Below are 24,303 nucleotides of genomic sequence, written 5' to 3' on the forward strand. Positions count from 1 at the left end.
GTACTGGTGTGACTGGTGGTACTGGTGTGACTGGTGGTACTGGAGGAACTGGTGGTACTGGAGGAACTGGTGGTACTGGCCCATCGGGTCCGTCTGGATCTGATAGAACTGGTGTATCTGTATTCTCTCCTCGCTCGGCAGGCTCTGACCCTTTCAGTAAGGCCATCAAATGAGGTGTTGAACCACCATTGAGTGCTTCTACCTTCTCAAGCACGCCAACTAACTGAGCGGAAGAGCGCTCTATAAGACCTTTTACATCAGCCAAAACATTCTCTTTGCCATCTTCATTCGCAGAGCGGTATTGTTCGCACTTTACGGACAACTCATTGAGAAATGTTAGTTCATCATAGCCTAGCGAGCCGTTATGTGTATCCAGAATAGCATCGATTTCTTGGCAGTTGGCTACCTCAGTAACTAAATAGGGCAATCGATGTTCGATCGGCAAATTTTCGCCTATGACGGAGTTTAGCCCTTCATTGGGCGCTTGTTGGGAACCAATAGCGTCGTTCTGTTTTGAACTGTCATTCGGGCTTACCATAGCTTCACTCCCTCTACACCACCACAGCTTCACTCCCTCTATCCCACTGCAAGAGAGTGTACATCAATAATTTTTTTTAAAAAAACTATCCTCTTTCCTTGTTATGGCGCGAAGAGGTGCCAAGGAATCAAAATCTGGCTATCTCCCAGAAATATTTGACACTTTTTGTCTCCTCTGTTCCAATCTGGGGCTCATGGTTGCTTCATCACACACTTCTACAACATCGTCTTCGGGCCCCCAAAACGAAATAATGATGAAAGAGGGCGCCCTTGTCGTTTACGAGAACGAGGGGCAGCCGCAACTCGGTGTCGTCGTGAGCACTAAGGGACAAAAGCTTAGACTCCTGACGATGCGGTGCCGTGAGGTTGAACTTCCCTCCTCACGCCTTGATGTAATCCCAGGGAAGCTACCTGCAACGGTGACAAGCAATCAGGAAAAGGCCGAGTATCTTCTTAGGCACCGGGATGAGGCTCTTGAAAACGCTTCTCATTTCCCAACCGAAGAGCTCTGGTCGTTTATCCATGAAGACGAGCGAGAGTATTCAGTTCATGAGCTTGCTACTCTCTATTTTGGAGAACACGGGCTACGAGAACACCTGATCCTTCGCTTTGCACTGTATGAAGATTCCATCTTTTTCAAACGGAAACGAAATTCTTTCATTCCCCGAGCAGTATCAACAGTAGAAGAATTGCAACGGGCAGAGGCTGCACGACGAGAAAAAGAACGGCTGTTGAACGTTGCTATGGAAGAGCTATTACAAATAAATACTCAAGCACAGTCGGTAAAAACTTTCGATCACCTTTCGCAGTCAACCCTTGAGCTAATCAAAAAAATTGAGCGAGTAGCTGCCACCTGCCAACATATCGATAACAATGAGGTGAAAGAGGTTGCGCATTTTCTTGAGCACTATGAATCTCGCACATCGACTTCTCGCTCTGGCTCCAGAGAAGAGCGCGCATATCACTTTCTCCGTACTCTTGGTTGGTTTCACTCAAACACCAATCTTTCGTTTATTCGAAACGATTTACGAACTCGCTTTCCTCAGGCTCTTGAAGAAACAGCTCAGCTCCTCACCTTCTCTCCAGAAGCCCTGAGCATTCACGAAGACAGTACACACCTTCATTGCATAACGATTGATGACTCCGATACCAAGGATATGGATGATGCTCTCTCTCTCGAAGTGCTTGAAGACGGCTACCGATTGGGCATTCATATTTCAGATGTAGCGTCCTTGATTCCTCTTGATTCGCCACTCGATTTAGAAGCTCGTTCGCGGGCCACCTCGCTGTACTTTCCAGAAGGCACCTTCCATATGTTCCCCGAAAAAATTGCGGAACAGACGGCGAGTTTATGTGCGGACCAGGTTCGTCCCGCACTCTCATGCTTTATCGAACTTGACTCTCTATTTCAGGTAAGAGCGCAATCCCTCCGTTTAACGAAGATTCAAGTACGCGAACGGATGAGCTACTCACATGTTGACGCCCTTCTCGATCCCCCATCGGGTCAATATGACACGCTCTACCAGATCGCATCAGAGTTTGAATCGAGGCGAATAGCGAACGGAGGAATGAAAATCCCGAAACGCGAAGTTCAGATTGTACTGAGTCATCCGAATAACATTCGGCAGTCTGACTTTTCGATCGAAGCGTACTCAGACCAAACGCCGGCGCGTGAGTTTATTGGCGAGATGATGGTCATGGCGAACGAGTTCATGGCTCTTTTTGCAAGAGAAAATGAAATCCCCTTCATCTACCGCTCTCAAGAACCATCAGATGCAACTTCAGAATCTCGACTGATAGGAGTTCCCCCTGGCCCAGCTTACGATGCGGCTCTTCGAGGAACGTTAAAGCGTTCTCGTACAAGCACCGTCCCAGATGCGCATGCAACACTTGGTCTTTCGAATTATGCCCAAGTCACCTCTCCAATAAGACGGTACTTAGATCTCGCCAATCAACGCCAACTCGTTAGTTTTCTGAAAGGGGAACCCCTGCCTTACGATGCAGATGCGTTAGAAAGTCTCATTCAAGAAACCGCAGCCGCCCTACAGAGCGCCAGGACTATGGGGCGAGACACTCATCGATTCTGGGTTCTCAAGCATTTAAAGCGAAAGGCAAAAAAGAAAGAAACGATTTGCGGGGTAGTTGTACGAAATGATGGGCCCCAGTACCAAGTCGAACTGGAAGAAGTATTCATACCGGTGCTCGTGAAATCTCGACTCAAGCTTCAACGGGGAGACTCAGTTGAATTAACAATTCAATCCGTTGAGCCCTATCAGGACTATGTCCGGTTTCATCTTAAGAAGACAACGACGAATGATTAGTGAATAGTCAGCTCTTCTTGCTCCTCGGAGAGCTCTATGCCAGGTTGCTCACGGTCTGTGCATACTTCCTGAATCAATTCAAATGCCCGAGCTAATTCTTCAAGCGAGCCAGTGGCTAGCTCAATAATTTCAAATGAATCATCTCTTTTCTTTGAATCTGACATGAAGATATCTCCGGAAAAACCGCAATTTTCTCAAAACAAGCAAACCAACCTCTATACACAGCGCATTCTCGTCGCACGTTGGTACGCTGCATAAATCGTTCCAATGGGAGAAGTCGGCATTTGGGTGGCAGGACTTTAGCTTTTTGACCCTTTTCACAAAGAAGCACAGGGGGAATTCTCCTCTAATACACTGAAAATACGCATATTGTGATTTCTCGATCCTTTTTTGCCTTCAGTTAAGGAGCGCTTCACACCGTGTCAAATTCATCACTGGTGTCGAAATTTTTACTGCTCGAAAGCAAAAATATCCTGTTTGCAAAAAGCCCCATATCGGGGGTTCAGGGATAGTGTATGATGACCACAGGAAAGAAGCGTGGAAAGCGAAGATGCTACCTCAAGAGCAACAATCTCATCTGCCCGAAGACTCGCGAAGTGATGAAACCAGAGATGCTCTACGAGAGCGCCTCCCCCCAGACACCGATACACTCAAGCATGAGAGCTTCATACCTGCCATCCCAGGTACGTTTCGTGGTGTAAAACTCCCAAGAATTGCTGAGCTTTATAAAGAAATATTCGAAGCGCCTTCCTTCGGAAAAAAAACGCGAAGCCGGTACTACAATATCGTCCACGCTTTTAGAGAACGCTTTCCGCGCTTCAAACAAGTAGTCGGTAACCCTGCTATCCATCAACAGGCATCTGAAGCTGCTATTGAGAAAATGAACTCCCCCCAGGTCAGCTCACTCATATCACCCCCACTCCTTCATCAAATTGAAAAGCTCTCAAGTATCGAAACGTACTTACAGGTGAGAAGAGCAAACCGCAGTCGCGTTCACGGACAAATGCCGCTTTCTGACACAGCGCTTACTAAACTTTCAGAAGAAATACGAGCAGCGATGATATGGCGTCATGAACAAGAGAGAATGTACGAGAAAAAAGAGTTGCCGTAGCCTTTACCGATTCGCAAAATTTGTGTTTGGAATAGCTGGTTCTTGAAGAATGATTGTAGGTGGAAGACCTCCCCGCCTCTCTAGCCGATCATTATCACTCTGGCTACTATCGAATGTATGATCTCGCGTAGCAAAATCGAGTTCAATGTCGTGCAACATCTCCCTGTTACCAAACATCTTTGGTACTGAACTGTTTTTTTGTGAGCGATGGCTTAGATATTGCTCATTCGATACGCTCAGTTGAGGAGGCAACGGCGCTTCACTCGATCTGAATCGTCTACCGATATTACTGCCGGCAATAAGCGCATCAAAAGAGAACGGATCAAAAGTGCCGGCTGTTAAGGGATAGTTCTCCTCCCAAGCACCCGTATGTGCATCACTATCAAGAGGTGCCACTACTCCATGCTGATAGGTCCGATCGGATCTCGACGAAACAAGGTCAATCGGCACAGACCGACTAAAGGGAAGAATACGAATTTCGTTCGCATTTCTATCAGTAGAGCCAGCAGAGGCCGCTCTGAGGGCATTTGTCTCGTTTTTGCCCATGCCATATTGCTTCCGTTCGGAACTGCCTTCTTCCTCTAACGATACGGTGTCAAGCTCGTTCACAGGTTCTCCCGACGAGAAACTTAAAACCAGAAGCAAACAACACGTCGTCAGAGCAGCCATGCCACCAAAGACGGAGCTTCTTCTTGCAAGAATCCCTTCTGATAGCGATTCGATAAACGACCGCATTCTTGGAGCGTCTAATTGAAAATCTTTATTCCGAACTTTTCGTTCGCCTAATAAGACAGATGCACGCTCTTCTGCATCAATTCTCTGTTCTATACGCCTCCACAATTCTTCAGTGGATAGAGACTCTCGCTTTAATGCTGCCGATTTTATTAAAGATGACTCAACGACCTTTGCAGAGGCCTTGCTGAGGAGCTCAAGATATCTTCTTGCATCATCGCTTTTCCGAAGCAAGCGGCGCGCAAAGAAAAGAGTGAAGGACGAGCACTCGCCATCGAGATACTTCTGGAGGAGTCGGCGATCAGAATCACATAAACGACTATCTTGAATGTTTACACATTCTTCAGAAAGCGCTTGAGCCTCTGCTTCTGTGTTCGCACTCGATTGTTCTTGCTTCATGACGATCCTTAACAGTGCTTCGCTATTCTACTTCCTTGCATCCCTACTACCGTAATCTCCGAGAGCAGACTCAAGCGCTTTTCTCGCATAGAAAAGTCGACTCATTACCGTTCCTCTTGAAACTCCAACGACATCCGCAATTTCTTCATAGCTCAATCCGTCAATCTCTCGCAGAGTAATAACCACCCGATGCTCCTCTGAGAGTCTGCCCAAAGCTCGCTGCACCCTCGCCAGCTCCTGCCGGTGTTCGAGTCTTGCTAATGGGTCAGGTGCTTGCGCACCACCAACTATCCCTTCGTAAGACGAAGAAACTTCGGAAGAATTCAAAGTTTCTTCCATCAACTCCAGTTGCTCCCCACCTCGCCTAACGAGACGCCGTTTGTAATCGATGCACATGTTATACACAATGCGGAAAAGCCACGTATAAAATGCTGCTTGTCCTCGATATTTCGGGAGAGCGAGGTAAACCTTCACAAATGCCTCTTGTACCGCATCTTCAGCATCCTCCCGTGACTTGAGGATTTCGTAAGCAAGTAACTGAATTCTCTGGTGATATGCTTCGAACAGCTCCCGGAAAGCCTCTCGGTCACCCTCTAATGAACGACGAACCAGCTCTGTATCTCTCTGGCGCTCGGCAGCAAGCTGCCCCTTCCGCTTCGCGCGCCCTGAACTGCTTTCTGGGGCACTCACCTCTACTACTGCACAGGACGCAGAATCCCCACAGGTACGAGAAACCTTGTTTTCGGGCTCTGTATTGTGAGCTTCTGTCTCCTCTACTCGAGAGCCAAGATTACCCATATTGAAACCTGAGCGAATAATTCAATCACGCACACCCGTCCTTCCCTCTGTCAGATAAGCGGCATCTCCCCTATTTACAAGAGGCATCCTTCATTTCATCCCTAACTTGCTATCCATCAGGGACTTTTTCTCTCTACGCATGCGCCTCTTCCCAGTTATTGCCTGAGGCCACTCCAACAAGTAAAGGGACAGCAAGTGGGAGAACCCCCTCCATTTCTCGCGAAATAATGCTCTTAAACCCTTCGACGTCAAGCATTCCAAGTCCATTCATTTGTAATTCAAAAAGCAGCTCATCGTGCACCTGGAGAACGATCGTAAGGGGCAACTGCTCTTCCTCTATTATTCGAGACATTCGAATCATCGCTAACTTGATTAAGTCGGCCGCACTTCCCTGAAGAGGTGCATTCATCGCCGCTCGCTTCACAAAGTTCTTATCTCGAACACCAACTTCAATTTCGTGCACAATTCGCCTACGACCAAGAATTGTTCGGACTTCTCCGGTTTTCTCCATCTGCTCTTCAACATGCTGGAAGTACTCCTTTACTCGAGGATACCGTCCAAAGTACTGCTCGATGTAAGCGGTCCCCTCAGAGACTGGAATTCCAAGCTCTCGAGCAAGCCGAAAACCACTCATGCCGTACACAATGCCAAAGTTCAGAGTTTTCCCAAGTCGTCGCTCTTGCGAGCTCACTTCAACATCTGGTGAGATTCCCAACACTTCACGAGCCGTACGCTCATGAACATCACTCCCTTCTTGAAACGCTTGAATCAAAGCCTCATCCTGACTGAGATGCGCTAACAGACGAAGCTCAATCTGAGAATAGTCCGCCGCAATAAAAATACTCCCTTCCGTAGGCACGAATGCTCGGCGTACCTGGCGCCCAAGCGCTGTTTGAATCGGGATGTTTTGAAGATTTGGCTCAGAGCTTGAAAGGCGCCCCGTTGCTGCGATTGTTTGATTCAGTCGTGTATGCACCCGTCCAGTAACATCAGAGACTTCCTTCGGAAGACTCTCCAGGTAAGTAGACTTCAATTTGTGTAGGCCTCTGTATTCAAGAATAAAAGCTGGCACAGGATGCTCTTCTTGAATCTGCTCTAGTACCGCTTGGTTTGTGGAGTAACCGGTCTTCGTCTTCTTAATTCCATCAGTGGGTATTTTTAGTTTTTCAAATAATACTTCACCGAGTTGCTTTGGAGAATTCACATTAAATTCACATCCAGCTGCTTCGAAAATTTTCTTTTCCAGCTCTTGTATCTGAGCAGAAACTTTCTCGTTCATCTGATGGAGGAACTCTACGTTCAGTCCAATCCCGAAGTGCTCAATAGCTGCCAGAACTTCAACGAGGGGGGACTCGACTTCAAAACACACCCTCTCCAATGCATTATCGGTAATAAGCTTGCTTAACTTCTGATAAAGAAGCCATGTGATATGAGCATCCTCTGCAGCATACTGGACTGCTTTTTGGAGCGAAACATTTCGAAAGTTCTCTCCGTCTTCGACAACGTCTGAATACTCAAGCATCTCATAATCAAGATACTCCTTGGCGAGATTTGAGAGGCCATATCCGCCAGTATCTGGATGGAGCAGATAAGCGGCAACCATGGTATCAAACCAAATGCCTCGAACACGAATACCGTAGCTCAGAAGCACTTGAGAATCGTACTTAAGATTTTGGCCAATCTTCTTTATCGCGGGCGATTCAAGGTGGTCTTTTATTGAATTGAGTAAATAATCTACCGAGACCTGCTCTTGTTCATCCTCAATATGTCCGCAGGGAATATAAAACGCTTCTGTCTCATCCCAGCACACTGCTACACCAACCACCTTTGCGTGGTGAACATCAAGTGATGTGGTTTCTAAATCTATAGAAATTTCTTTTTGTTCCTGAAACCGCTCTAACCATTCCTTGAAATCAGGCTTTAGGACAAGGCGGTAATTCTGATTCATCGAAGCGCTCTTCTTTCTCCGATCACTCATTGGGAAGTCATCAAAAAGAGAATGAAAACTGAATTTCTGAATCAGCTCACCCAACTCCTCTGAACGAAGCCCTCGAAACTCTATTGAGCGTAGGAGATGATCTGCATTGTGAACTCCATTGATGTGCGCAAAATCCTCATCTTCATGCTCCGTATCGCTCTCTGCAGCTAATTCAATGAGCTCAAGTGGAGCTTCCGTACAAATCGTAACAAGCTCTTTACTCAATCGAAGGATGTCACTATTCGATTGCAAAATCTCTGATATCTTCTTTCGACTGCGAATATTCTTATCTTCTGCGATTTCAGAAGCAGACAAAATAATATTTTCAATCGAGCCATATCCTTCAATGAGCTGTATAGCGGTCTTCGGCCCTGCTCCCTTCAATCCCGGGATATTATCGGAAGAGTCCCCTGCGATTGCCAGATAATCAATGACCTGTTCTGGATAGACGCCGAGCTTCTCGTGAACCGCTTCTCGATCATAATGCTTATCCCGCATGGTATCCCACATACTCACCTGCTCACTCACAAGTTGCATCAGATCTTTATCAGCGGAAACGATAACGACTGAGTAATCGAGAGAACGGAGCGCTTTTGTGAGCGTTCCGATTACGTCATCAGCTTCATATCCAGGGAGCTCCACAACGGGGAAACCAAGAGCCTTCGAGATATCACGAAAGTATGGCATCTGCTCTCTCAGGTCTTCAGGACATTCATCCCGGTTCGCTTTGTACTCTTCATACAGTTCATTTCTAAACGTCTTCTGCCCTGCATCAAAGACCATCACGGCATGTCCTGGCATGGTCTCTTTCAAAAATTTCAGGCACATTCGCGTGAATCCATAGAGCGCGTTCGTTGGAAAACCCTCGCTGTTTGTCAAGTGCGGTGTCGCATAGAAAGCGCGGAAGATGTAAGCTGAGCCATCAAATAGGTAAATCGTGTCCTTCATATGGACATATTCCTACCCCATTGGCAGCCGAAGGGGAAATAGTTTCACGGGTGTCCAACAAAGTGCTGTATCAGAACATATCGACGTTACCGCTCCCAGGGAGCTCTAGAACGGATAATACTGCGATAACAATCTCCCTCAGGCGTGTATCAGTAGGAGCTATGACGAGCTTACTGGGAGATGTAATCCGAGCGACTCATTAAGCTTGGCATGAAGACGGTCCCTTACATCGGACGGCATCTCCTCTTGAACAGCAGGCACCTCACGGCCTAGCACTCTTGCCAGGTCAATTACTTGATTATACAGCTCCAAACCATCCTGACACTCGGGACACTGTTCAAGATGGCTCTCGACTTTCTCAACAAGAGTCTCAGAAAGATCTCCTTCGACATAATCACCCAAAAACCGCTCGAATTCCTTACAGGAGATCTCTGGCTTTTCGATGATAAAGAGCTCAAGGGGTGTAAATTTGCACATGGAAAGACCTTATTTTTATACGTCTGGTTGTTAAACCTCTTCCCACAACCGTGCTGCTCGTGATGTCCGTCACCATTCGCCAGCTCAACGCCACCTTCAAGGGTAGCCTGAAAAACCGCTGCTGTTATCAACTAACTGCACTCTTAAGATTGGATTCAACTGGTGAAAAAAGGGTGCAACTTTGTGACAGGTTTTTGACATTTTTGGGACAAACTCCTCCAAGCCATCCTAACTCCCTGTTTTTAGTGTAATTCTTCTTGTCTCCTGCTCCCCTTCTTTCACTGATAGACCAGGACGCTCAGAGAAGAGAGCCAGAAAGAACCAGGCCATAGAGCTGGGAGCATGAGTTGGAGGCATGGCAAGAGAATGAAATGGGGAAGCACTACAACGTTATGGATTCTTGAGGATTCGGCAAACTTCTCAGGGCTACGCGACAAACTTATAACCCACCCCATGGACTGTGATGATTCTTTGCGGTTGGGTTACGTCTCGTTCAATCTTCTGTCTTAACCTTGCAATGTGGTTGTCTACCGTTCGAGTTGATGGGTAGGAATTATAGCCCCAGACTTCGTCTAGTAATTCATCTCGACTCACCACCGATCCATTCTTTGCTACGAGGTAGCGCAATAAGCGGTATTCACGCGCGGATAGTTCGATTGGCTGCTCGGCACGTTCTGTTTTGTAGGCCTTAAAATCAACGACAACGTCATCGAATTCAATTTTATCGACTTCAGCTGAACTTTGGGTCCGCCTCAAAAGCGCCTTCACTCTCGCAACCAGTTCTCGCATACCAAACGGTTTTGCCAGGTAATCGTCAGCACCAAGCTCAAGACCAAGCACTTTATCGACTTCGGCACTCCGCGCTGTAAGAAGAATGAGTGGTGTCGAGATGCCTTTGTTCCGCAACTCCTTACAGGTTTGCAGACCATCTTTCTTCGGCATCATTACATCGAGTATGAGTAAATCAGGACTATGTTTTTCAACAAGTGAGATGCCTTCTTCTCCATCAGAAGCAAGAACCACTCCATACCCCTCCAGCTCCAGATTTAACTGAAGGCTGCGGCGTACCGATTCATCGTCCTCAATGACTCCGATCACACAGTTAGACACGAAACCGTCCTAAGTTCGTAAAACGTCAATAGTGAGGCAACGGCCCCAACTCGGACCTTTTACATAGCCTCTTTCAACCCCTTAACACCATAGACAATTCCCTATGGTACATGAAATTACTCCCATAGAAAGGATTCATTTCTGAGTTGCCGTGATATTTTGAACACGTTCGTTGGGCCTATTCAACAGAGCTCGAGGAGCAGAAATGCCATCTCATTCTCAATGCTACCCCCTCATGACACCATAACTATATGTTTTTACTGATATAAATACGTCTATTCCTCCTCCCTTTGCCACCCAAAACGTGCTGCAGACCTCCATTCGTAAATTATGGGAACATCCCTGCTCCCCCGTTCCAACGAGCGCCACCCGAAAACTCCCAAAGGGGAAGGAGAAAACTTGCTCCCAAATACTTGATTTGAATAGCGTTGATCGTTAACGTTTTAGGCTCTGATGGAATCTGTGGCGTGGTAAAAGGCGCCCCGTCTCCCAATCTGAGCAGGAAGGGAAGATTGATTCGTGTAACAGCGTGATTCGTGTAACAGGAGAGAGTCGTCGCTCGGGCCGCTTGTTGGCGGGAGACTTCATTGGCGGGAGAGTAGTGCCGCGCAAGATGCCCACCCGAGGATTGTGCGATACACAGGTACGATTTGCAGTATGAGATTTCATTTGCAGTATGAGAAGCGACAGAAGGCAAGATTTTTAGACAAGAGGCGGTAATAATGACAGAAGAGAACAACACACATCCAGAAAGTGGTTACGCAATTGTGAGAGTTGGCTCTCACTCACATAAAGTCGCTCTTGGTGACCGAGTCGTCGTAGAGTGGGCGTTAGCGGTTCCAGCAGACGGAGAGAATGCAGAACTCCCCTCCGAAATTGTGTTCGAAGAAGTTTTACTTTCAAAGCCGGAAAATGGAACAGCTCTCGTAGGGACTCCGTTAGTTGAAGGAGCGTCCGTCACAGGCAAGGTCATTGGTACAAAGAGTGGTGACAAGCTAACGAGCTACAAGAAAACCCGCCGACACGGATTCCACAAGAAGAAAGGTCACCGACAGAAGTTTGTAGAAGTGGAAATAGCCTCCATTGGATAACTTCTCAAGAGACCAAGGTATTTGAAGAGCACCGAAAAGGCGAACGAAGAACAGTTAAGAGAGGAATGAAAAATGGCACATAAGAAAGCGGGTGGTAGTTCCAAAAATGGTCGTGACTCACGGGGAAAGCGACTCGGCATTAAGAAGTTTGGTGGTGAATCAGTTCGAGCAGGGAATATTCTTGTTCGTCAGAGAGGGACAACCGTACACGCTGGAGCGAATGTTGGAGTAGGCTCAGACTACACCCTCTTTGCGCTTGTAGATGGCACGGTGCAGTTTACCACCAATAACAAGAAAAGCGTCAGCATCTTGCCAGCTGAAAACGCCTAGTACACGTTCATCCATCCAGGCATAACGACACGAGAGGCAACGTCAACAAAGCTCAATGGTTGGAAGGTGATTGAGTACGAGCACTCCGTCTCGCTTCTGCCTCGAGAGAATCATGTTCTGATCTCTAAGAAAATCGCTCTCAAGTCGTTCAACTATTGAGGATTCACACTTGAAGTTTGTAGATGAAGTTACCATCACTGTAGCTGCTGGAGATGGCGGAGCCGGTGCTTCACACTTTCGCCGTGAAAAGTACGTGCCGCGCGGTGGTCCTGATGGTGGAGATGGCGGAGATGGTGGCTCTGTAGTTGTTGAAGCAACCACCTCAAAAAGAACGCTCCTTGATTTTCGCTACCGCCCACAATGGGTAGCAGAAAAAGGTGGTGCAGGAGGCGGAAATCGAAAAACAGGGAAAAATGGAACGCCCATTACGCTGCACGTTCCTGTCGGCACTGAAATCTTTCGACTTCTTCCCGACGGAACAGAAGAGCGAGTGGCAGATCTCTCGGAAGACAAACAACAAAGCACCATTGCTCGAGGAGGGAAAGGCGGAAAGGGAAATGCCTTTTTTAAGGGCCCTACAAATCAGGCTCCTCATCACGCCCAAACAGGAACAGCAGGAGAGTGCGGAGATTTTAAACTTTCTCTCAAGCTCTTAGCCGATGTTGGACTATTGGGCTTGCCAAATGCAGGAAAGTCCACGTTTCTCTCTCGGGTTTCGTCAGCCAAACCTGCAATTGGTGATTATCCGTTCACAACAAAAGAGCCTCAACTTGGGATAGTAAAAGTAAGTGGCACGGCAAATTGCGTCTTTGCTGACATTCCTGGTCTAATCGAAGGAGCCCACCTCGGGAAAGGACTAGGACTCCAGTTTTTAAAGCACATAGAGCGAACCAAGTTCCTGCTGCATCTCGTTGACCTCTCTCCCCTTCTCCTCGAAGACGGGATACAGACTCTCAATGATCAAATTAAAACAATCGAAGATGAGTTAAGAGAATTTTCCCGATATGTTTTCGAAAAACCACGGGTGCTCGTTTTTACCAAGAGGGATGTTTTACCCTCCGACTATCCACTCCACGATGCTCTAAGCGAGCTCTTACAGGAACAACAACAATTCTTCGTTATCTCCAGCGCCTCAGGCGAAGGAATCGAAGAATGTCTTCAGTACACCTGTCACCTATTAGAAAAAGGTGAAGCCTCTTAAACGCAAGAAGAATTTAATCGCCTCCTAGGGGTTGATTAGACCGATGCTTCAGGTACCCTTCTCCTAACTTCAGGGGTTAAAACAGCGTCTTATGAGTGAGTATTCTTCTCCCGATCCAGGAGTTACCATCTTACGCTTGGTGGAACAGTTTCACTCCCCGAGAACTCAAGACCTTTCCGCATCATCCGCCATCGTAAAGGGACTCTGCAGAGAGCTCTATGACTTCACAATTCCAAGGAGGTCACCTATCCGTATTATCCATAGAGTCGTCGAAGGGCTCTCAAAGGTTCTAGAAATTGAAAATACAGAGCTCCTCATAAATGCTGCAGCGGCAGTTCCGAAAGTTGCAGACTATGCCGATTCACTCGTACCGCGGCTCAAAGAACTAGCAACTGGACTGAATCCAGATGGAAACCACTACTCCCCAAAAGTCGCGAGTACCGCGTTTTATGCCTTGGGGAGTCTTCATAGCTCTGAATCCCGTAGATTCCTGTTAGAAACCTTAAAGGAAATGACAGAGAACCCTGAACACCCCATACATTTCAATGATACTCTCCAAAATTTTTTCTTCATTGCCGTTGGAGAACAGGGCGAATATCTTGCTGCTGCGATACCGCACTTAGAGAAACTTCTAGAGAATGCCGAATTCAATGTTGAGTGCCTCCTGCACATTGAATCCGCATTAATAAAAATCACGGAAGCAACTTCAAACTTATCTGAGGATTGGGCCGAGATTGAATTTCCATCAGATACGTATCTTGACTTTAGAAACTTTCAGGCCCTTACCGCAAACGGAGTGGTTCTCGATCTCGATCAGCCCCCAGGTACGAAGGTCTATGATGACAGGCTCAGGTTTCAATTCGCTGACCGTCGGTCTGAGTGTAGAGTGAGGATTTTTTCTGGGAACAATCATAGCGAAACCATTGTTATGTTTACCTCAGACGCCGAATCGTACGGACATACCATTACAGAGTCGATAGAGATTCTTGCTAACGGCGCCCGTGCATATTTCGGTCTTGACCTTGAGAACACCGTATTCTTCGAACATGCCACATATGGGAAAACAGAGATCCCTTATAGGATTGGGCAAAATCCTGATGTATGCGAAGTTACATTTCAAGACGTTAGCGATGGGAATGCTGATTCGCCCACGTGGAGGCAAATACGAGACCCATACTTCGAGTTAAACGAACGCTTTAATATTACCGATCCCTTTTAACGCTTCAATCAAAGATCTCTTGTCCTTGCTTTACCTTCCGATATTCCAATATTACGCACGAATAAAACTGCACATACATAATTGAGATAGAAGATACATATTAAAGAATCGCACTTGCTCAATTCCTGTGGTAGCTTGAAACACGATGGGTATGAACATGGAGCCTGAATCACCGAGATTGATGCCTTTTGATCTCTCCAATTTGATGCCTATCATTTTTTGCCATCTTGATGGTTACATGACTGCTCGGGAGACGTGAAACGGCAGGAAAACGATATGAATAAGAATTTGATTATACTGCTGCTTGTGCTCAGCGTTATACAACTTCTGCTTAGCTGTTCAAGAGAAAACAAAAATGAGTACTCTCATAGCGGCGGTTCAGCGGATATTGAATTTGCCATTCAGGATGTGCAACTTGTCAGTAAACCAGATAGAAGTTGGCAATTGCGGTTAATTGGGAAAGATGCTTGTAGTCAAAAGCTAAGCCGTCCCTTCTTTGAAATTAGCCATATACCGCCGTTGAATGGTCAAATCCCTAGCGGACAAGAACTCTATGAGAACCAGTCAGGAGCAACTCTTTCGACAAGAGAAGGCGCAAAAGAACTCGAGGCTCTCCCTTTTCGACTCAAAGCAGCGCTCCCGAAAAAGAAAGGACAGTGCGAAGAACCAACAAGCGAGATGGCCATTAATAATGGATATGATTTTATCGTGAAGTTCGGCGAAGAAACGGAATACGGCAAACTTCCTGGTCAAATCATCCTTACGTTCGCTTCTCCAATGCATGATTCAACACCGATTACCCGCCTTCAGGGAGTTACGATAAAAAAGGATTTTGTGGCATCGGTTATTGGGTACAGAACGCGACTTGATGGCTCTATTGATCCGCGCAGCATCTCGACTGAAGCACTGCTCGTAGCGCGAGATACGTATCTTGCAGAAAAGCATCCTCAGACAAAAATTATGATTACCGCTGTGCGTCGCGAGCTCAGCCATTCGTGGCACCCTTCATCAGAAAGTCGTGAAGAGCCATACGGTCTTACCGAATTTTTCTATACCGTTGATGGTGGAGAGCCACTCCTCGCTCGGTTAATCTTTCGAAGGGGGAAAGACCACATCTGGAAAGTCTATAAATCTCTTGCATCGAACGAAATTTTTGAAGCCCATCTTGCATGGACATTCAACAATACAAAATTACCTGAACGCGATCTTGGGTTTAGCTCAGCAAAGCACTTTGAGCAAATTATGAAAGAACGACATCCCGATGGTGATATCTACAATCCAAGATTGAATCATACCTGGAACACTCGCACGAAGATTGGATATTCGACGTTTGACTATGAATTAGTAGGGGCCGGGAAACAGCAATACGCCTTTATCTCAAAAAAAAATCGAGATGGTGAATGGGAATTCATAAAAGAGGTCGCACCGAAGGCAAAAAATCACCTTTCTGATCTCAGATGAGCACGCCTTGATATCGTGCTGTGGGTCCCCTACAGCGAGGATCTCGCCTCTTATCAAAAAGAATTCTTCGGATAGTTATCCCAGAAACTAGGAAGGATGCTCTCTGCTATTTTCTGAGAAAATTCGATTCTTACCGCTCAACCCATAAGCGCCTCGACTCTTCAGAAATTAGCGCACAATGCGCATACTTTTACTGAACATGTCGACAGTATACCCCTTAGCTGAGAATAGGAATATTTTGACAACACGCAATCAACTTATATGTAGCCTCCTTATTCAACTCATGCTTGCTTCGTCAGTATTAGCAGTGGACGTGAAGACCTTGCAGCAGAGCGCGGAAGCCGGAGAGGCTGAGGCTCAATATCAACTCGCAGTTCTTTATGATGATGGGGGTGAAGTAGCGCAAAATTATGAACAAGCAATATACTGGTATCAAAAGGCAGCGGAACAAGGACTCGATAAAGCACAGCATAATCTTGGAATAGCATATGATGAGGGTTTAGGCGTAACTCAAGACTATCAACAAGCGTATGAGTGGTTTCAAAAAGCCGCACAGCAAGGATTTTCACTATCCCAATTCTCACTTGGAATCATGTATGCGTTCGGGCAAGGTCGTCTAGCAGACGCAAAGAGGGCCTATATGTGGCTAAAGATTGCAAGGAACAATGGGTACCCCGAAGCAGCAAGATATATGCGCCTCATCGTCAGGGGGATGAGCCAAGAGCAGCGCAGTGAGGCTGAAGCACTTGTCAGCCGCTGCGAAGCAAGCAATTTCAAAGATTGCTAGCAGAAAAAGAACACCGTGCTCACCACAACTGAGCGGGTCTCCAAAGCAACAGGCGTAGTGCTCACTGATTGGCTCGATAGCTTAATTTTTCACCTCTCAATACCCCCTCATGAACCCCTCAGGGCTCTAGAAATCAGTCACAAAAAATGGAAAAAGAGAATAGTTACTCGGTAATAATCTGAAGAGAAATCAGGTCGTTAGGAGGCCACTCATAAAATCTCGCTTCTTATCACGTTGTTCACCCGACTTTCCTCATCATATACTTAGTAATAGAGGTATAAGAGGAGAACATATTAAAAACCACCGACTTCACCCTTGGGCAATGCGCACGTATAGAGCTTCAAATACTAAGCCCGCTCGCCCTCTTGACCTTCGCTTCCTTTCTTTGTTTTTCGCTGCGCATCGCATAAATTCTTTCTTGAATACGGCTATGGCGTGCATGCGAGCGCTACTGAGTCAGACGTCTCTGCTTCCTAAAAAATCGGCTTCAGGTCAGGAGCCAGTCAGCATTTACTTATCACCAGCATGCTTGGATGCATCCAACTGCCGAAGGAGGGTTTTTGAATTTTAATACGCAGCAACGTGGTAGTCCTCCATCCGTTCTCATGCTCCGTATTGTGCCCATCAGTCAGTCTTTTGCTTCAAAACCAGTCAGAATTGAACAGAAAATAGCCATGATCTCCTCCCTACATCTTGGGAATATGAAGAACATGCGCCAAAAAATATTTGAATGCACAGAAAATCTCGATATTTCTTTCAGAGTTTGTAATCATGATTTTGTTATGAATAAAGGAGACACCGCTCTATGAAGAACATGAACAGAAAACTCAGTAGCAGTGTAGAAATACATGCAACTGAGCCCCTGCCGATTCGGACGACGAATTCGATAGAAACAGCAAACGTTATTATCGGAGCTTGTCTGGATGCCAAGGGAAGAGAAGTCTCTCTTCTAGATGTTCATGATGTATTTGACATCGCAGATTACTTCATTATTGTCAGCGGCCGCTCAGACCGACAAACACAAGGACTTGCAAAACGTATTTTAGAGGCCCTCTCAGGAAAAGGAATTAAACCAGAGTTTGTGGAAGGATACGATGAAGGGCACTGGATCATCATCGATTGCATTGATGTGGTAGTGCACATCTTCTATGAACCAACGAGAGACCAATACGATCTTGAGGGTCTATGGGTGAAAGCAAAGAAATTGCCGATTCATCCCAATGCAACTCCCAATATGCAACATAGAACCGCTACTGCTCTGTGAAGACAGAATGCTGCCTGAAGAGCGCTGCCTGAGGGATAGCTGTAAAAATATGAGCTTCATCAAGTGTGACCGTTAGGAAAAATAACGGTTCACCAAGAGGTGTGTTCCTTGATGCCGTTCTTTCCGTTTCATAGCCCCGACTACGAGCATACCCCTTTACAATCGCTTGTCCCTCTTTCATAGTGAGATGAAGGCTGAACACAATTGTCTTTTTGCTCATTTCGCCCAACACCCGTAGCCCCCGAGGAAGACAGGTATGGTTTCAAAAATTACGCGGATCTTAATAATCTTCCTAATTGTGACACTGGCCGTGTCTATCATTTATCTCAATCCTGAGCCGATTACTCTTCGATATGGTGGCACTCGCCAACTCACTGCCATGGCGGGGCTGATATTCCTCATCTGCTTTGCGCTCGGCATCCTCGTTTCGCTCTATCTCTGGATTATTTACGGAATGAAAGTATATCTGCGAGAACGCGGATTCCGCATGAAAGAACTCAAACAAGAGACGTTCAACGTAGCCTTTCTCAAGGCGCGAGGACTGCACTCAATGGGGAAGTACCGCCAGGCAACCAGCCAGTGGGAAAAAATTCTTAAAAACGATCCAACAAATCTTATTGCTCAAATAGAGCTTTCACGATCCCTTGAAAGCTCCGGAGATGCAGTACAAGCACTCAAGATTCTCGATAAGGCCAGAGAGTCTTCGCCGACGAATGTAGAAGTTCTTCTTCAGGCGGCTCACTTGAACGAGGCTCTTGGCAACAAAACTGCTGCACTTGATAATCTGGCTCTGATTCTCTACCACGATGCCAATACTTTTGCTGCCGATAAAGCGAGAAGGCTATCTTTAGCACTTGAGCGCATCGAAGATGCCAAAGAATACCAACGTCAATTTGAAGCACTCGGCGGAGACCCAGAGGACGAAGTCGCACTGTATATTCGTTTTGCAGACCTGAAGAGTCGGATGAACGATACGGACTTTGAAACAAAAGGCCAGGATAGAGCGCGTGAGTGGCTGAATGCAGCTCGTAAATTTGTAAAAAAGTATCCGCAATTTCTCCCGGCCACCCTTGAGCTTTTTACCCAAGAGAAGTTACTTGGCAACGACAGCGAAGCTGCCGAACTGTTGATTCGAGCAGCACGGGAAACACACGATCCAAATCTATGGAAACAGGCAATTGAGTTCTGGGCAGAGAAAGGAGATCAGGAGCGGGCGCTCTCTGCCGCTCGCACTGCTGTTCGCTATGCTTCGACGAAAGAACAACAGCAACTCGCGCAACTACACCTCGCTCGCGCTTATGTCCTGACTCATACTCCACACAAAGCGCTTGCTGAACTTGAAAACCTCTCGGAACTTGAAAACGGCCCGGATAGTCCTCTCAGAAACGAATATCTAGCCCTAAAAGGCTACGGACTTCATCAACAGGAAAATGATGAAGACACAACAAAGGTATGGAAACAGCTCCTTCAAATAGAGCGTCCAAGAGGGCTCTCGCTGGTAGAGCCACAAGAAAAACCAGTCATTGGAGAAATATTTTTCCCAGTTCTGAAAAAGAAGAATGGCAAGTAATATTTCGATAGGAATATATGAAAAAAGCTCCCTTTCTCCTGTGTATTCTTGATGGCGTTGGACTGAATCCGTCAACGCATGGCAATGCGGTAGCGGCTGCTCACACTCCGACTCTTGATGAACTCATGAATTCTTATCCCTATACGACACTTACAACTCACGGCGAAGCGGTTGGACTACCAGAAGGACAAATGGGCAACTCTGAAGTTGGGCACCTCAATATTGGCGCTGGAAGAATCGTGAAACAGTGGCTCTTAAAAATAAAAGACGAATTCCAAAAAAGCAAAGTTGAAACAGCTCCTGTTGTTCAGACACTCGCAGAAAATATAAACACAACACGGGGCAATCTTCACCTGATAGGGCTTTGCAGCTTCGGTGGAGTTCACTCTCATCTCGATCACCTCTTACAACTTATTCCAATACTGTCGCAGAAGCTCCCCGATTCAAAAATTATCCTTCACCTTATTGCCGATGGTCGAGATGTTCCTCCCCAGCAGTTTATTCATGACCTTTCAGCGCTAGAAGAAGTCATACAAACTCATACACCTCAAGTGATCGTGGGCTCTCTCTCCGGACGATATTATGCAATGGATCGAGATTCTCGTTGGGAAAGAACCGAGGCTGCATATCATGCCATCACAGAAGCTGGGCAAGAGAGGTCGCAGGAGGAAATGTTTCAGTGTCTAAGAATGTATATCGAGAAAAGCTATGAGAATGGTACCTTCGATGAATTTTTGGTCCCCTTGAAAGTCGCTGGCCCTGCAATGTCCTCCAATGATGGCGTCATCTTCTGGAATTTTCGCTCAGATCGAATGAGGCAAATAGTTCGAGCAATCACTGAAGAAAGCTTCCCTGAGTTTCCTCGTGTAGAAAGCCCGCCTCCTCAAGAACATGTTCTCTGCTTTGCGGAATACGATCAGAAATTCTCTCTCCCCGTACTTTTTCCTCCTGAGCACATAACTGATCACCTGGGGGAAACATTAGCACGAGCAGGAGTGTCTCAACTCAGGATTGCCGAAACAGAGAAATATCCTCATGTAACATACTTTCTGAACGGAGGAGACGAATCGATCAGCGCTGGAGAAGACCGAATACTTATCCCATCCCCTCGTGATGTTAAAACCTATGATGAAAAGCCAGAGATGAGCGCATCAGAGGTAACTCGCCGTGTCATTGAAGATATAGATGCAGAACGACACTCATGTATTATCCTGAACTTTGCAAATGGAGATATGGTTGGACATACGGGGGTTTTCGATGCCGCAGTGCATGCTATAGAAACAGTTGACCACTCTCTCGGCGAGATTCTTAATGCGCTAGAGAAAAAGAATGGCACCGCCCTCATTATAGCTGATCATGGCAACGCCGAGCAGATGATCGATCCAACGACGGGAGCACCTCATACAGCGCATACAACTTTTCCTGTTCCAGCAATTCTTTTCGATCAACAGCTGCGAACACGGCGTCTTAGAAGCGGTGGGGCCCTGTGTGATATCGCGCCCACAATACTCGACATACTCTCCATACCAGTCCCATCTGCTATGACTGGGCGATCACTTTTAGACGCATAGCTTGATTTTGAAAATACGAATCAATCCACCCAACACAACCGAATAGTAATGCAAGGGGAGCGCATTGTTTTCGAAGAGCTGCCCTTTTGTACTTCAAAACTCAATCCGTCATAGCATCCAGTCATATGTTCGGCTACAAAGAACGAGCTCTCCATCCTGAAATCACATCGCTGCTCTGCAAGAGCAAAACAACCATCTCAACTCCTTCATCTCTAACCGCATTGCATACGCCGTTTTGCTACCTCAGTCCTGTGGGAAAGGCCATCAGAGATTGTAAACGCTCCGGGTCACTCACTCTACTTCACTCAATCTGTCATCTTGTCAATGTCTATGCAGAGCAATATCTGTCTGAGGCAACATGGGACTTCATCCTTCCTCTCCCGTCTCGCTGGAGGTCTATTCGAGAACGGGGCTTTCATATGCCTCTCGAGATAGCAAAGCGGCTTTCACATAGCTGCAATGGACAACCCCTGTCTTTCGTGGAGAGATGCTCGCTCGTATATCCACCTTGGCAAGCAATTGAAAAACCGCAAAAGTTTCTAAGCAAAGAGGGGCGGGACCTGAGAAGTCTGACTTCACCCGACGTCTTCTTCAAAACAAGACTCAAAGGCTCCTCTATCCTTCTTGTCGATGACGTACTCGCTACAGGAAAAACTCTTGAGAGTGTGGTAAAAGTTCTCCTCCCTGCCCTTCCACGTCGGGTTGAAGCTTTCTGTCTTGCACATACCCATGATAAAACAGAGCAATGCAAACAAATTCATTAGAACGGCTTAGGGAAATCATTGCACAACTCCGCGATCCGAAAACAGGATGTCCATGGGATCAAGCTCAAACACATGCGAGCTTAACTCCGTATGTTATTGAAGAGGCGTATGAGGTAGCAGAAGCTATTTCTGAAGGCCCCAAAAAGCTAGAAGAAGAATTAGGAGATCTCCTCCTACAAATATACCTCCATAGCCAGATCGGAGAAGAGCAAAATCTGTTTTCGATTGAATCGGTTGCCGAGAAGTTGTGCGATAAGCTCATTCGACGACATCCTCATGTATTTGCAAACGTAGTAGTTTCCTCTGCCCAAGAGGTGAAAAAAAATTGGGAGAAAATAAAAAGAGAAGAGCGTGGAAAAGATGTACAGGAGGTCGCTATACTCGACAGCATCCCCACACACCTACCGGCTCTTCTTGAATCCTCAAAAATTGGAGAAAAGGTTGCTCCCCGAAATTTTGATTGGGATTCAGTAGAAGAGGTTCTTGCAAAGGTCCAAGAGGAACTCGATGAACTTCGAGCTGAACTTGATCAAAAAAAGTCATCTCCAGAAAAAACTCGTGAAGAACTTGGAGACCTCCTCTTCTCAATGTCCCAACTTGCACGAAAGCTAACATTCAATCCAGAAATCATTCTCAAAGAGGCAAATTCCAAATTTCGGCGTCGATTTGCACTCCTTGAACAAGCAGCACAAAAACGATTTCCTGGAACTGCAATGGAGGCCATCCCGAGAAAAGACCTTGAACAGCTTTGGGATGGAGTGAAACGAGAAGAATATAAAAATTAATTAGCTCTCAATTTAAAAAAGCGTGGTACTACTAAGAAATTGGGATGTAAAACTCAAGAAGCCTGCCTGTCAACTGGCTCCCTGGTACATGCAAAATAGAGAACTCAGATACCTGCATTGCTCCCTTCATATGAACGAGCCCGCCTCGCAGTAGCTCTTGCCTATCCCAAACTGCTCCCATCTCCCCCCATGCGGTATTCACGAACTGCGCTCCTGCCGTAAGAATTCCGTAACCTCCTGACCAAGGACTTACTTGCAGGTCTGAAACAAGAAGGGCTTGTTTTTCTTGCTTCAAAATTCCCGCAAGGCGTCGCAGAGCCAAATAGTTTCGATGCTTATCCCTTGGTTCGGCTTGTTCTCGTGTCACAAAGAGAAACACTGGGGGAAGTGAGAATGAAAACTCACTTTCTGTAGAGACCGCGGGTTCAATTCGCCAACCAGAGATGAATCCCGCCACAAGAGGAAGCTCCCGGATGGTGCGGACCGGTTGTTTGACAAATAATGTCCATTTTCCTCCATCAGGAGAATGTAACTCATGGCCTTGGGCGTAAACCCCATTCTGGTCAGAGACGTCCCCTTCAGCAAGCCAAACGTCCGCACTCTGATACTCTCGTATCTCTGGCCGTAATGCGCCGTCACGTGTGACGAGCAGGCGAAACTCAACAGTACCAGAGGGCGGTCTCCCCTCACTAAGAATCTTTGATGGAGGAATTTGAAATCGTAAGATGGGGACACTCAGGCAGGCTATCCCTAAAAAAACCACGACTAATTGGCTAGCCGCTGCTTTTCTCGATGCACCGAAGAGCCGTACCACTATCGCCAGCGCAACGAGCAACCAAGCACAGATCAACCAAAGCCCGATTTCACGGATTCGTTCAAAGAAATAGCCCCGGAAGACGGGAATAGGGAGGTGCATAACTGTCAGAAACAACAGGACAAGAATGACTATCAATATGAGGGAGCGATAGAGAGCCTGGAAAGATTTGATGTTCATCACACTCAATAGCGAGAGACCTCATTCAACGCCACTCTCTGAAGAGACGCTACAATATTTTTCATTTCCGATACACCAACCCAAGGCACAACGAAAAGCGAAAATCATGCGAGAACCTGAGCTCCCGTCCTATGAAGGAATTTTACAAGCTCGCCTCTCCAAAAGCTCATCTTGTACCAGCTTAATCCTTCCAGTCTAGAATTCCCTTGCGCCATTCGTAAACCAGACCAAGGGTAATAACCGTGATAAAGATCACCATTGCCCAAAACACGGGCCAACCCAACTCCTTTAGATTCACTACCCACGGATAGAGGAAAATGACTTCGATATCAAATAAGATAAATGACATAGCAACCAAGTAAAATCTGACATTGAATCTTTGCTCTCGAACATCTCCCACCGATACAGAACCGCATTCAAACGGAAGTTGCTTCGTCCGAGAAGCATTTCGAGGCCCCAGAACTGTGGCAAGGAAAAGCATGGTGATGAGGAATCCTGCTGTGAGCACAGCAAGAATGATTATGCCTAAATAGGGACTGATTTCCATAGATGCTCCAAGAAGTCTCCCGTAATCGTAAAACAAGATACGAGAAAATCAACCCATCAAAACACGCCATACGGCTCCTGCTGGCCCCTAGTGCACCGCAAATGCTGCTTTCCACGGCTCTGAGATGAGTTTTCTCGCCTGATGATTGCCTCCGTGTCTCTCCTAAGCTAAAAAGAGGGTCTTAAAACGGTACTATCAGCACCAGTAGCTCAGCTGGATAGAGCACCCGCCTTCTAAGCGGATGGTCAGAGGTTCGAATCCTCTCTGGTGCGTTTCCCCTATCCCCCATAGCTATTTCTATCCCCATA

General features: G+C 46.6%; 22 protein-coding genes and 1 tRNA gene. 15 read left to right on the forward strand and 8 right to left on the reverse strand.

The genetic code is table 11. From position 1 onward, the window contains the following. Nucleotides 1-641: 641 nt before the first annotated feature. A complete protein-coding gene (locus EBR25_07935; protein ID NBW40916.1) occupies nucleotides 642-2,858 on the forward strand; it encodes an RNB domain-containing ribonuclease in 2,217 nt (738 codons plus the stop codon). 550 nt (nucleotides 2,859-3,408) lie between these two features. Further along, nucleotides 3,409-3,969, forward strand: coding sequence for a hypothetical protein (locus EBR25_07940; protein NBW40917.1), 561 nt, complete (start codon nucleotides 3,409-3,411; stop codon nucleotides 3,967-3,969). Nucleotides 3,970-3,972: 3 nt separating this feature from the next. On the opposite strand, the gene EBR25_07945 is transcribed toward EBR25_07940, so the two are convergent. From EBR25_07945 to EBR25_07965, 5 genes are all read right to left on the reverse strand, one after another. Further along, nucleotides 3,973-5,100: a hypothetical protein gene (locus EBR25_07945; GenBank protein NBW40918.1), complete on the reverse strand. Its 1,128-nt coding sequence runs from the start codon at nucleotides 5,098-5,100 to the stop codon at nucleotides 3,973-3,975. Between the two features lie 27 nt (nucleotides 5,101-5,127). Further along, nucleotides 5,128-5,898: an RNA polymerase sigma factor gene (locus EBR25_07950; GenBank protein NBW40919.1), complete on the reverse strand. Its 771-nt coding sequence runs from the start codon at nucleotides 5,896-5,898 to the stop codon at nucleotides 5,128-5,130. A 133-nt stretch (nucleotides 5,899-6,031) separates the two neighbouring features. Beyond that, the gene (gene polA / locus EBR25_07955; protein NBW40920.1) at nucleotides 6,032-8,824 is read right to left on the reverse strand and encodes a DNA polymerase I; all 2,793 of its coding nucleotides are present in this window, start codon (nucleotides 8,822-8,824) and stop codon (nucleotides 6,032-6,034) included. Between the two features lie 159 nt (nucleotides 8,825-8,983). Continuing rightward, a complete protein-coding gene (locus EBR25_07960) occupies nucleotides 8,984-9,301 on the reverse strand; it encodes a hypothetical protein (protein NBW40921.1) in 318 nt (105 codons plus the stop codon). A gap of 426 nt (nucleotides 9,302-9,727) precedes the next feature. Continuing rightward, on the reverse strand, nucleotides 9,728-10,399 hold the full coding sequence (locus EBR25_07965; protein NBW40922.1) for a DNA-binding response regulator: 672 nt from the start codon (nucleotides 10,397-10,399) through the stop codon (nucleotides 9,728-9,730). A 734-nt stretch (nucleotides 10,400-11,133) separates the two neighbouring features. On the opposite strand from EBR25_07965, the gene rplU reads away from it, so the two are divergent. From rplU to rsfS, 8 genes are all read left to right on the forward strand, one after another. Then, nucleotides 11,134-11,502 (forward strand): 50S ribosomal protein L21, encoded by a 369-nt coding sequence (gene rplU, locus EBR25_07970; protein NBW40923.1) that lies wholly within the window; start codon nucleotides 11,134-11,136, stop codon nucleotides 11,500-11,502. A 72-nt stretch (nucleotides 11,503-11,574) separates the two neighbouring features. Further along, nucleotides 11,575-11,832, forward strand: coding sequence for a 50S ribosomal protein L27 (locus EBR25_07975; GenBank protein ID NBW40924.1), 258 nt, complete (start codon nucleotides 11,575-11,577; stop codon nucleotides 11,830-11,832). Nucleotides 11,833-12,001: 169 nt separating this feature from the next. Further along, nucleotides 12,002-13,033 (forward strand): GTPase ObgE, encoded by a 1,032-nt coding sequence (gene obgE, locus EBR25_07980; GenBank protein NBW40925.1) that lies wholly within the window; start codon nucleotides 12,002-12,004, stop codon nucleotides 13,031-13,033. A 91-nt stretch (nucleotides 13,034-13,124) separates the two neighbouring features. Beyond that, the gene (locus EBR25_07985; GenBank protein NBW40926.1) at nucleotides 13,125-14,252 is read left to right on the forward strand and encodes a hypothetical protein; all 1,128 of its coding nucleotides are present in this window, start codon (nucleotides 13,125-13,127) and stop codon (nucleotides 14,250-14,252) included. 276 nt (nucleotides 14,253-14,528) lie between these two features. Then, nucleotides 14,529-15,713 carry a hypothetical protein gene (locus EBR25_07990; protein ID NBW40927.1) on the forward strand — a complete coding sequence of 395 codons (1,185 nt, stop codon included), beginning with the start codon at nucleotides 14,529-14,531 and terminating at the stop codon, nucleotides 15,711-15,713. A gap of 178 nt (nucleotides 15,714-15,891) precedes the next feature. Next, nucleotides 15,892-16,500 carry a sel1 repeat family protein gene (locus EBR25_07995; GenBank protein NBW40928.1) on the forward strand — a complete coding sequence of 203 codons (609 nt, stop codon included), beginning with the start codon at nucleotides 15,892-15,894 and terminating at the stop codon, nucleotides 16,498-16,500. A gap of 533 nt (nucleotides 16,501-17,033) precedes the next feature. Then, nucleotides 17,034-17,309: a hypothetical protein gene (locus tag EBR25_08000; GenBank protein NBW40929.1), complete on the forward strand. Its 276-nt coding sequence runs from the start codon at nucleotides 17,034-17,036 to the stop codon at nucleotides 17,307-17,309. Next, entirely contained in the window at nucleotides 17,306-17,764 is a 459-nt protein-coding gene (gene rsfS, locus EBR25_08005; protein NBW40930.1) for a ribosome silencing factor, read from the forward strand. Before EBR25_08000 ends, rsfS begins: the two co-directional genes overlap by 4 nt. Here rsfS and EBR25_08010 read toward each other — a convergent pair. Further along, nucleotides 17,751-17,984: a hypothetical protein gene (locus EBR25_08010; protein NBW40931.1), complete on the reverse strand. Its 234-nt coding sequence runs from the start codon at nucleotides 17,982-17,984 to the stop codon at nucleotides 17,751-17,753. The two genes, rsfS and EBR25_08010, sit on opposite strands and share 14 nt — an antisense overlap. 36 nt (nucleotides 17,985-18,020) lie before the next feature. Here EBR25_08010 and EBR25_08015 point away from each other — a divergent pair, with 36 nt between their 5' ends. The 4 genes from EBR25_08015 to EBR25_08030 all read left to right on the forward strand — a co-directional run bounded on the left by EBR25_08015 (nucleotide 18,021) and on the right by EBR25_08030 (nucleotide 22,454). Further along, on the forward strand, nucleotides 18,021-19,334 hold the full coding sequence (locus EBR25_08015; GenBank protein ID NBW40932.1) for a hypothetical protein: 1,314 nt from the start codon (nucleotides 18,021-18,023) through the stop codon (nucleotides 19,332-19,334). Between the two features lie 17 nt (nucleotides 19,335-19,351). Beyond that, complete coding sequence (locus EBR25_08020; GenBank protein ID NBW40933.1) at nucleotides 19,352-20,905, forward strand: 2,3-bisphosphoglycerate-independent phosphoglycerate mutase; 1,554 nt, start codon at nucleotides 19,352-19,354, stop codon at nucleotides 20,903-20,905. A gap of 86 nt (nucleotides 20,906-20,991) precedes the next feature. Beyond that, nucleotides 20,992-21,669, forward strand: a complete 678-nt coding sequence (locus EBR25_08025) for a phosphoribosyltransferase (GenBank protein NBW40934.1) — start codon at nucleotides 20,992-20,994, stop codon at nucleotides 21,667-21,669. Then, complete coding sequence (locus EBR25_08030; protein ID NBW40935.1) at nucleotides 21,651-22,454, forward strand: nucleoside triphosphate pyrophosphohydrolase; 804 nt, start codon at nucleotides 21,651-21,653, stop codon at nucleotides 22,452-22,454. The genes EBR25_08025 and EBR25_08030 overlap by 19 nt, the downstream gene beginning before the upstream one ends. 31 nt (nucleotides 22,455-22,485) lie before the next feature. Here EBR25_08030 and EBR25_08035 read toward each other — a convergent pair whose 3' ends face one another. Further along, complete coding sequence (locus tag EBR25_08035; protein ID NBW40936.1) at nucleotides 22,486-23,448, reverse strand: hypothetical protein; 963 nt, start codon at nucleotides 23,446-23,448, stop codon at nucleotides 22,486-22,488. 181 nt (nucleotides 23,449-23,629) lie between these two features. Then, nucleotides 23,630-23,995 carry an NADH-quinone oxidoreductase subunit A gene (locus tag EBR25_08040; protein NBW40937.1) on the reverse strand — a complete coding sequence of 122 codons (366 nt, stop codon included), beginning with the start codon at nucleotides 23,993-23,995 and terminating at the stop codon, nucleotides 23,630-23,632. 198 nt (nucleotides 23,996-24,193) lie between these two features. Here EBR25_08040 and EBR25_08045 point away from each other — a divergent pair. Then, nucleotides 24,194-24,267 (forward strand) — tRNA-Arg (locus tag EBR25_08045). The last annotated feature ends 36 nt before the right edge of the window (nucleotides 24,268-24,303 follow it).

The sequence above is a fragment of the bacterium genome, from assembly GCA_009926305.1.
In the GTDB taxonomy this organism is placed as follows: domain Bacteria; phylum Bdellovibrionota_C; class UBA2361; order UBA2361; family RFPC01; genus RFPC01.

Coding starts and splice junctions, on each gene's coding strand:
- EBR25_07935 (NBW40916.1), top strand. CDS start 642: ATGGCGCGAAGAGGTGCCAAGGAATCAAAATCTGGCTATCTCCCAGAA.
- EBR25_07940 (NBW40917.1), top strand. CDS start 3,409: ATGCTACCTCAAGAGCAACAATCTCATCTGCCCGAAGACTCGCGAAGT.
- EBR25_07945 (NBW40918.1), bottom strand. CDS start 5,100: ATGAAGCAAGAACAATCGAGTGCGAACACAGAAGCAGAGGCTCAAGCG.
- EBR25_07950 (NBW40919.1), bottom strand. CDS start 5,898: ATGGGTAATCTTGGCTCTCGAGTAGAGGAGACAGAAGCTCACAATACA.
- polA (NBW40920.1), bottom strand. CDS start 8,824: ATGAAGGACACGATTTACCTATTTGATGGCTCAGCTTACATCTTCCGC.
- EBR25_07960 (NBW40921.1), bottom strand. CDS start 9,301: ATGTGCAAATTTACACCCCTTGAGCTCTTTATCATCGAAAAGCCAGAG.
- rplU (NBW40923.1), top strand. CDS start 11,134: ATGACAGAAGAGAACAACACACATCCAGAAAGTGGTTACGCAATTGTG.
- EBR25_07975 (NBW40924.1), top strand. CDS start 11,575: ATGGCACATAAGAAAGCGGGTGGTAGTTCCAAAAATGGTCGTGACTCA.
- EBR25_07985 (NBW40926.1), top strand. CDS start 13,125: ATGAGTGAGTATTCTTCTCCCGATCCAGGAGTTACCATCTTACGCTTG.
- EBR25_07990 (NBW40927.1), top strand. CDS start 14,529: ATGAATAAGAATTTGATTATACTGCTGCTTGTGCTCAGCGTTATACAA.
- EBR25_07995 (NBW40928.1), top strand. CDS start 15,892: ATGCGCATACTTTTACTGAACATGTCGACAGTATACCCCTTAGCTGAG.
- EBR25_08000 (NBW40929.1), top strand. CDS start 17,034: ATGCATCCAACTGCCGAAGGAGGGTTTTTGAATTTTAATACGCAGCAA.
- rsfS (NBW40930.1), top strand. CDS start 17,306: ATGAAGAACATGAACAGAAAACTCAGTAGCAGTGTAGAAATACATGCA.
- EBR25_08010 (NBW40931.1), bottom strand. CDS start 17,984: ATGAGCAAAAAGACAATTGTGTTCAGCCTTCATCTCACTATGAAAGAG.
- EBR25_08015 (NBW40932.1), top strand. CDS start 18,021: ATGGTTTCAAAAATTACGCGGATCTTAATAATCTTCCTAATTGTGACA.
- EBR25_08020 (NBW40933.1), top strand. CDS start 19,352: ATGAAAAAAGCTCCCTTTCTCCTGTGTATTCTTGATGGCGTTGGACTG.
- EBR25_08030 (NBW40935.1), top strand. CDS start 21,651: ATGCAAACAAATTCATTAGAACGGCTTAGGGAAATCATTGCACAACTC.
- EBR25_08035 (NBW40936.1), bottom strand. CDS start 23,448: ATGAACATCAAATCTTTCCAGGCTCTCTATCGCTCCCTCATATTGATA.
- EBR25_08040 (NBW40937.1), bottom strand. CDS start 23,995: ATGGAAATCAGTCCCTATTTAGGCATAATCATTCTTGCTGTGCTCACA.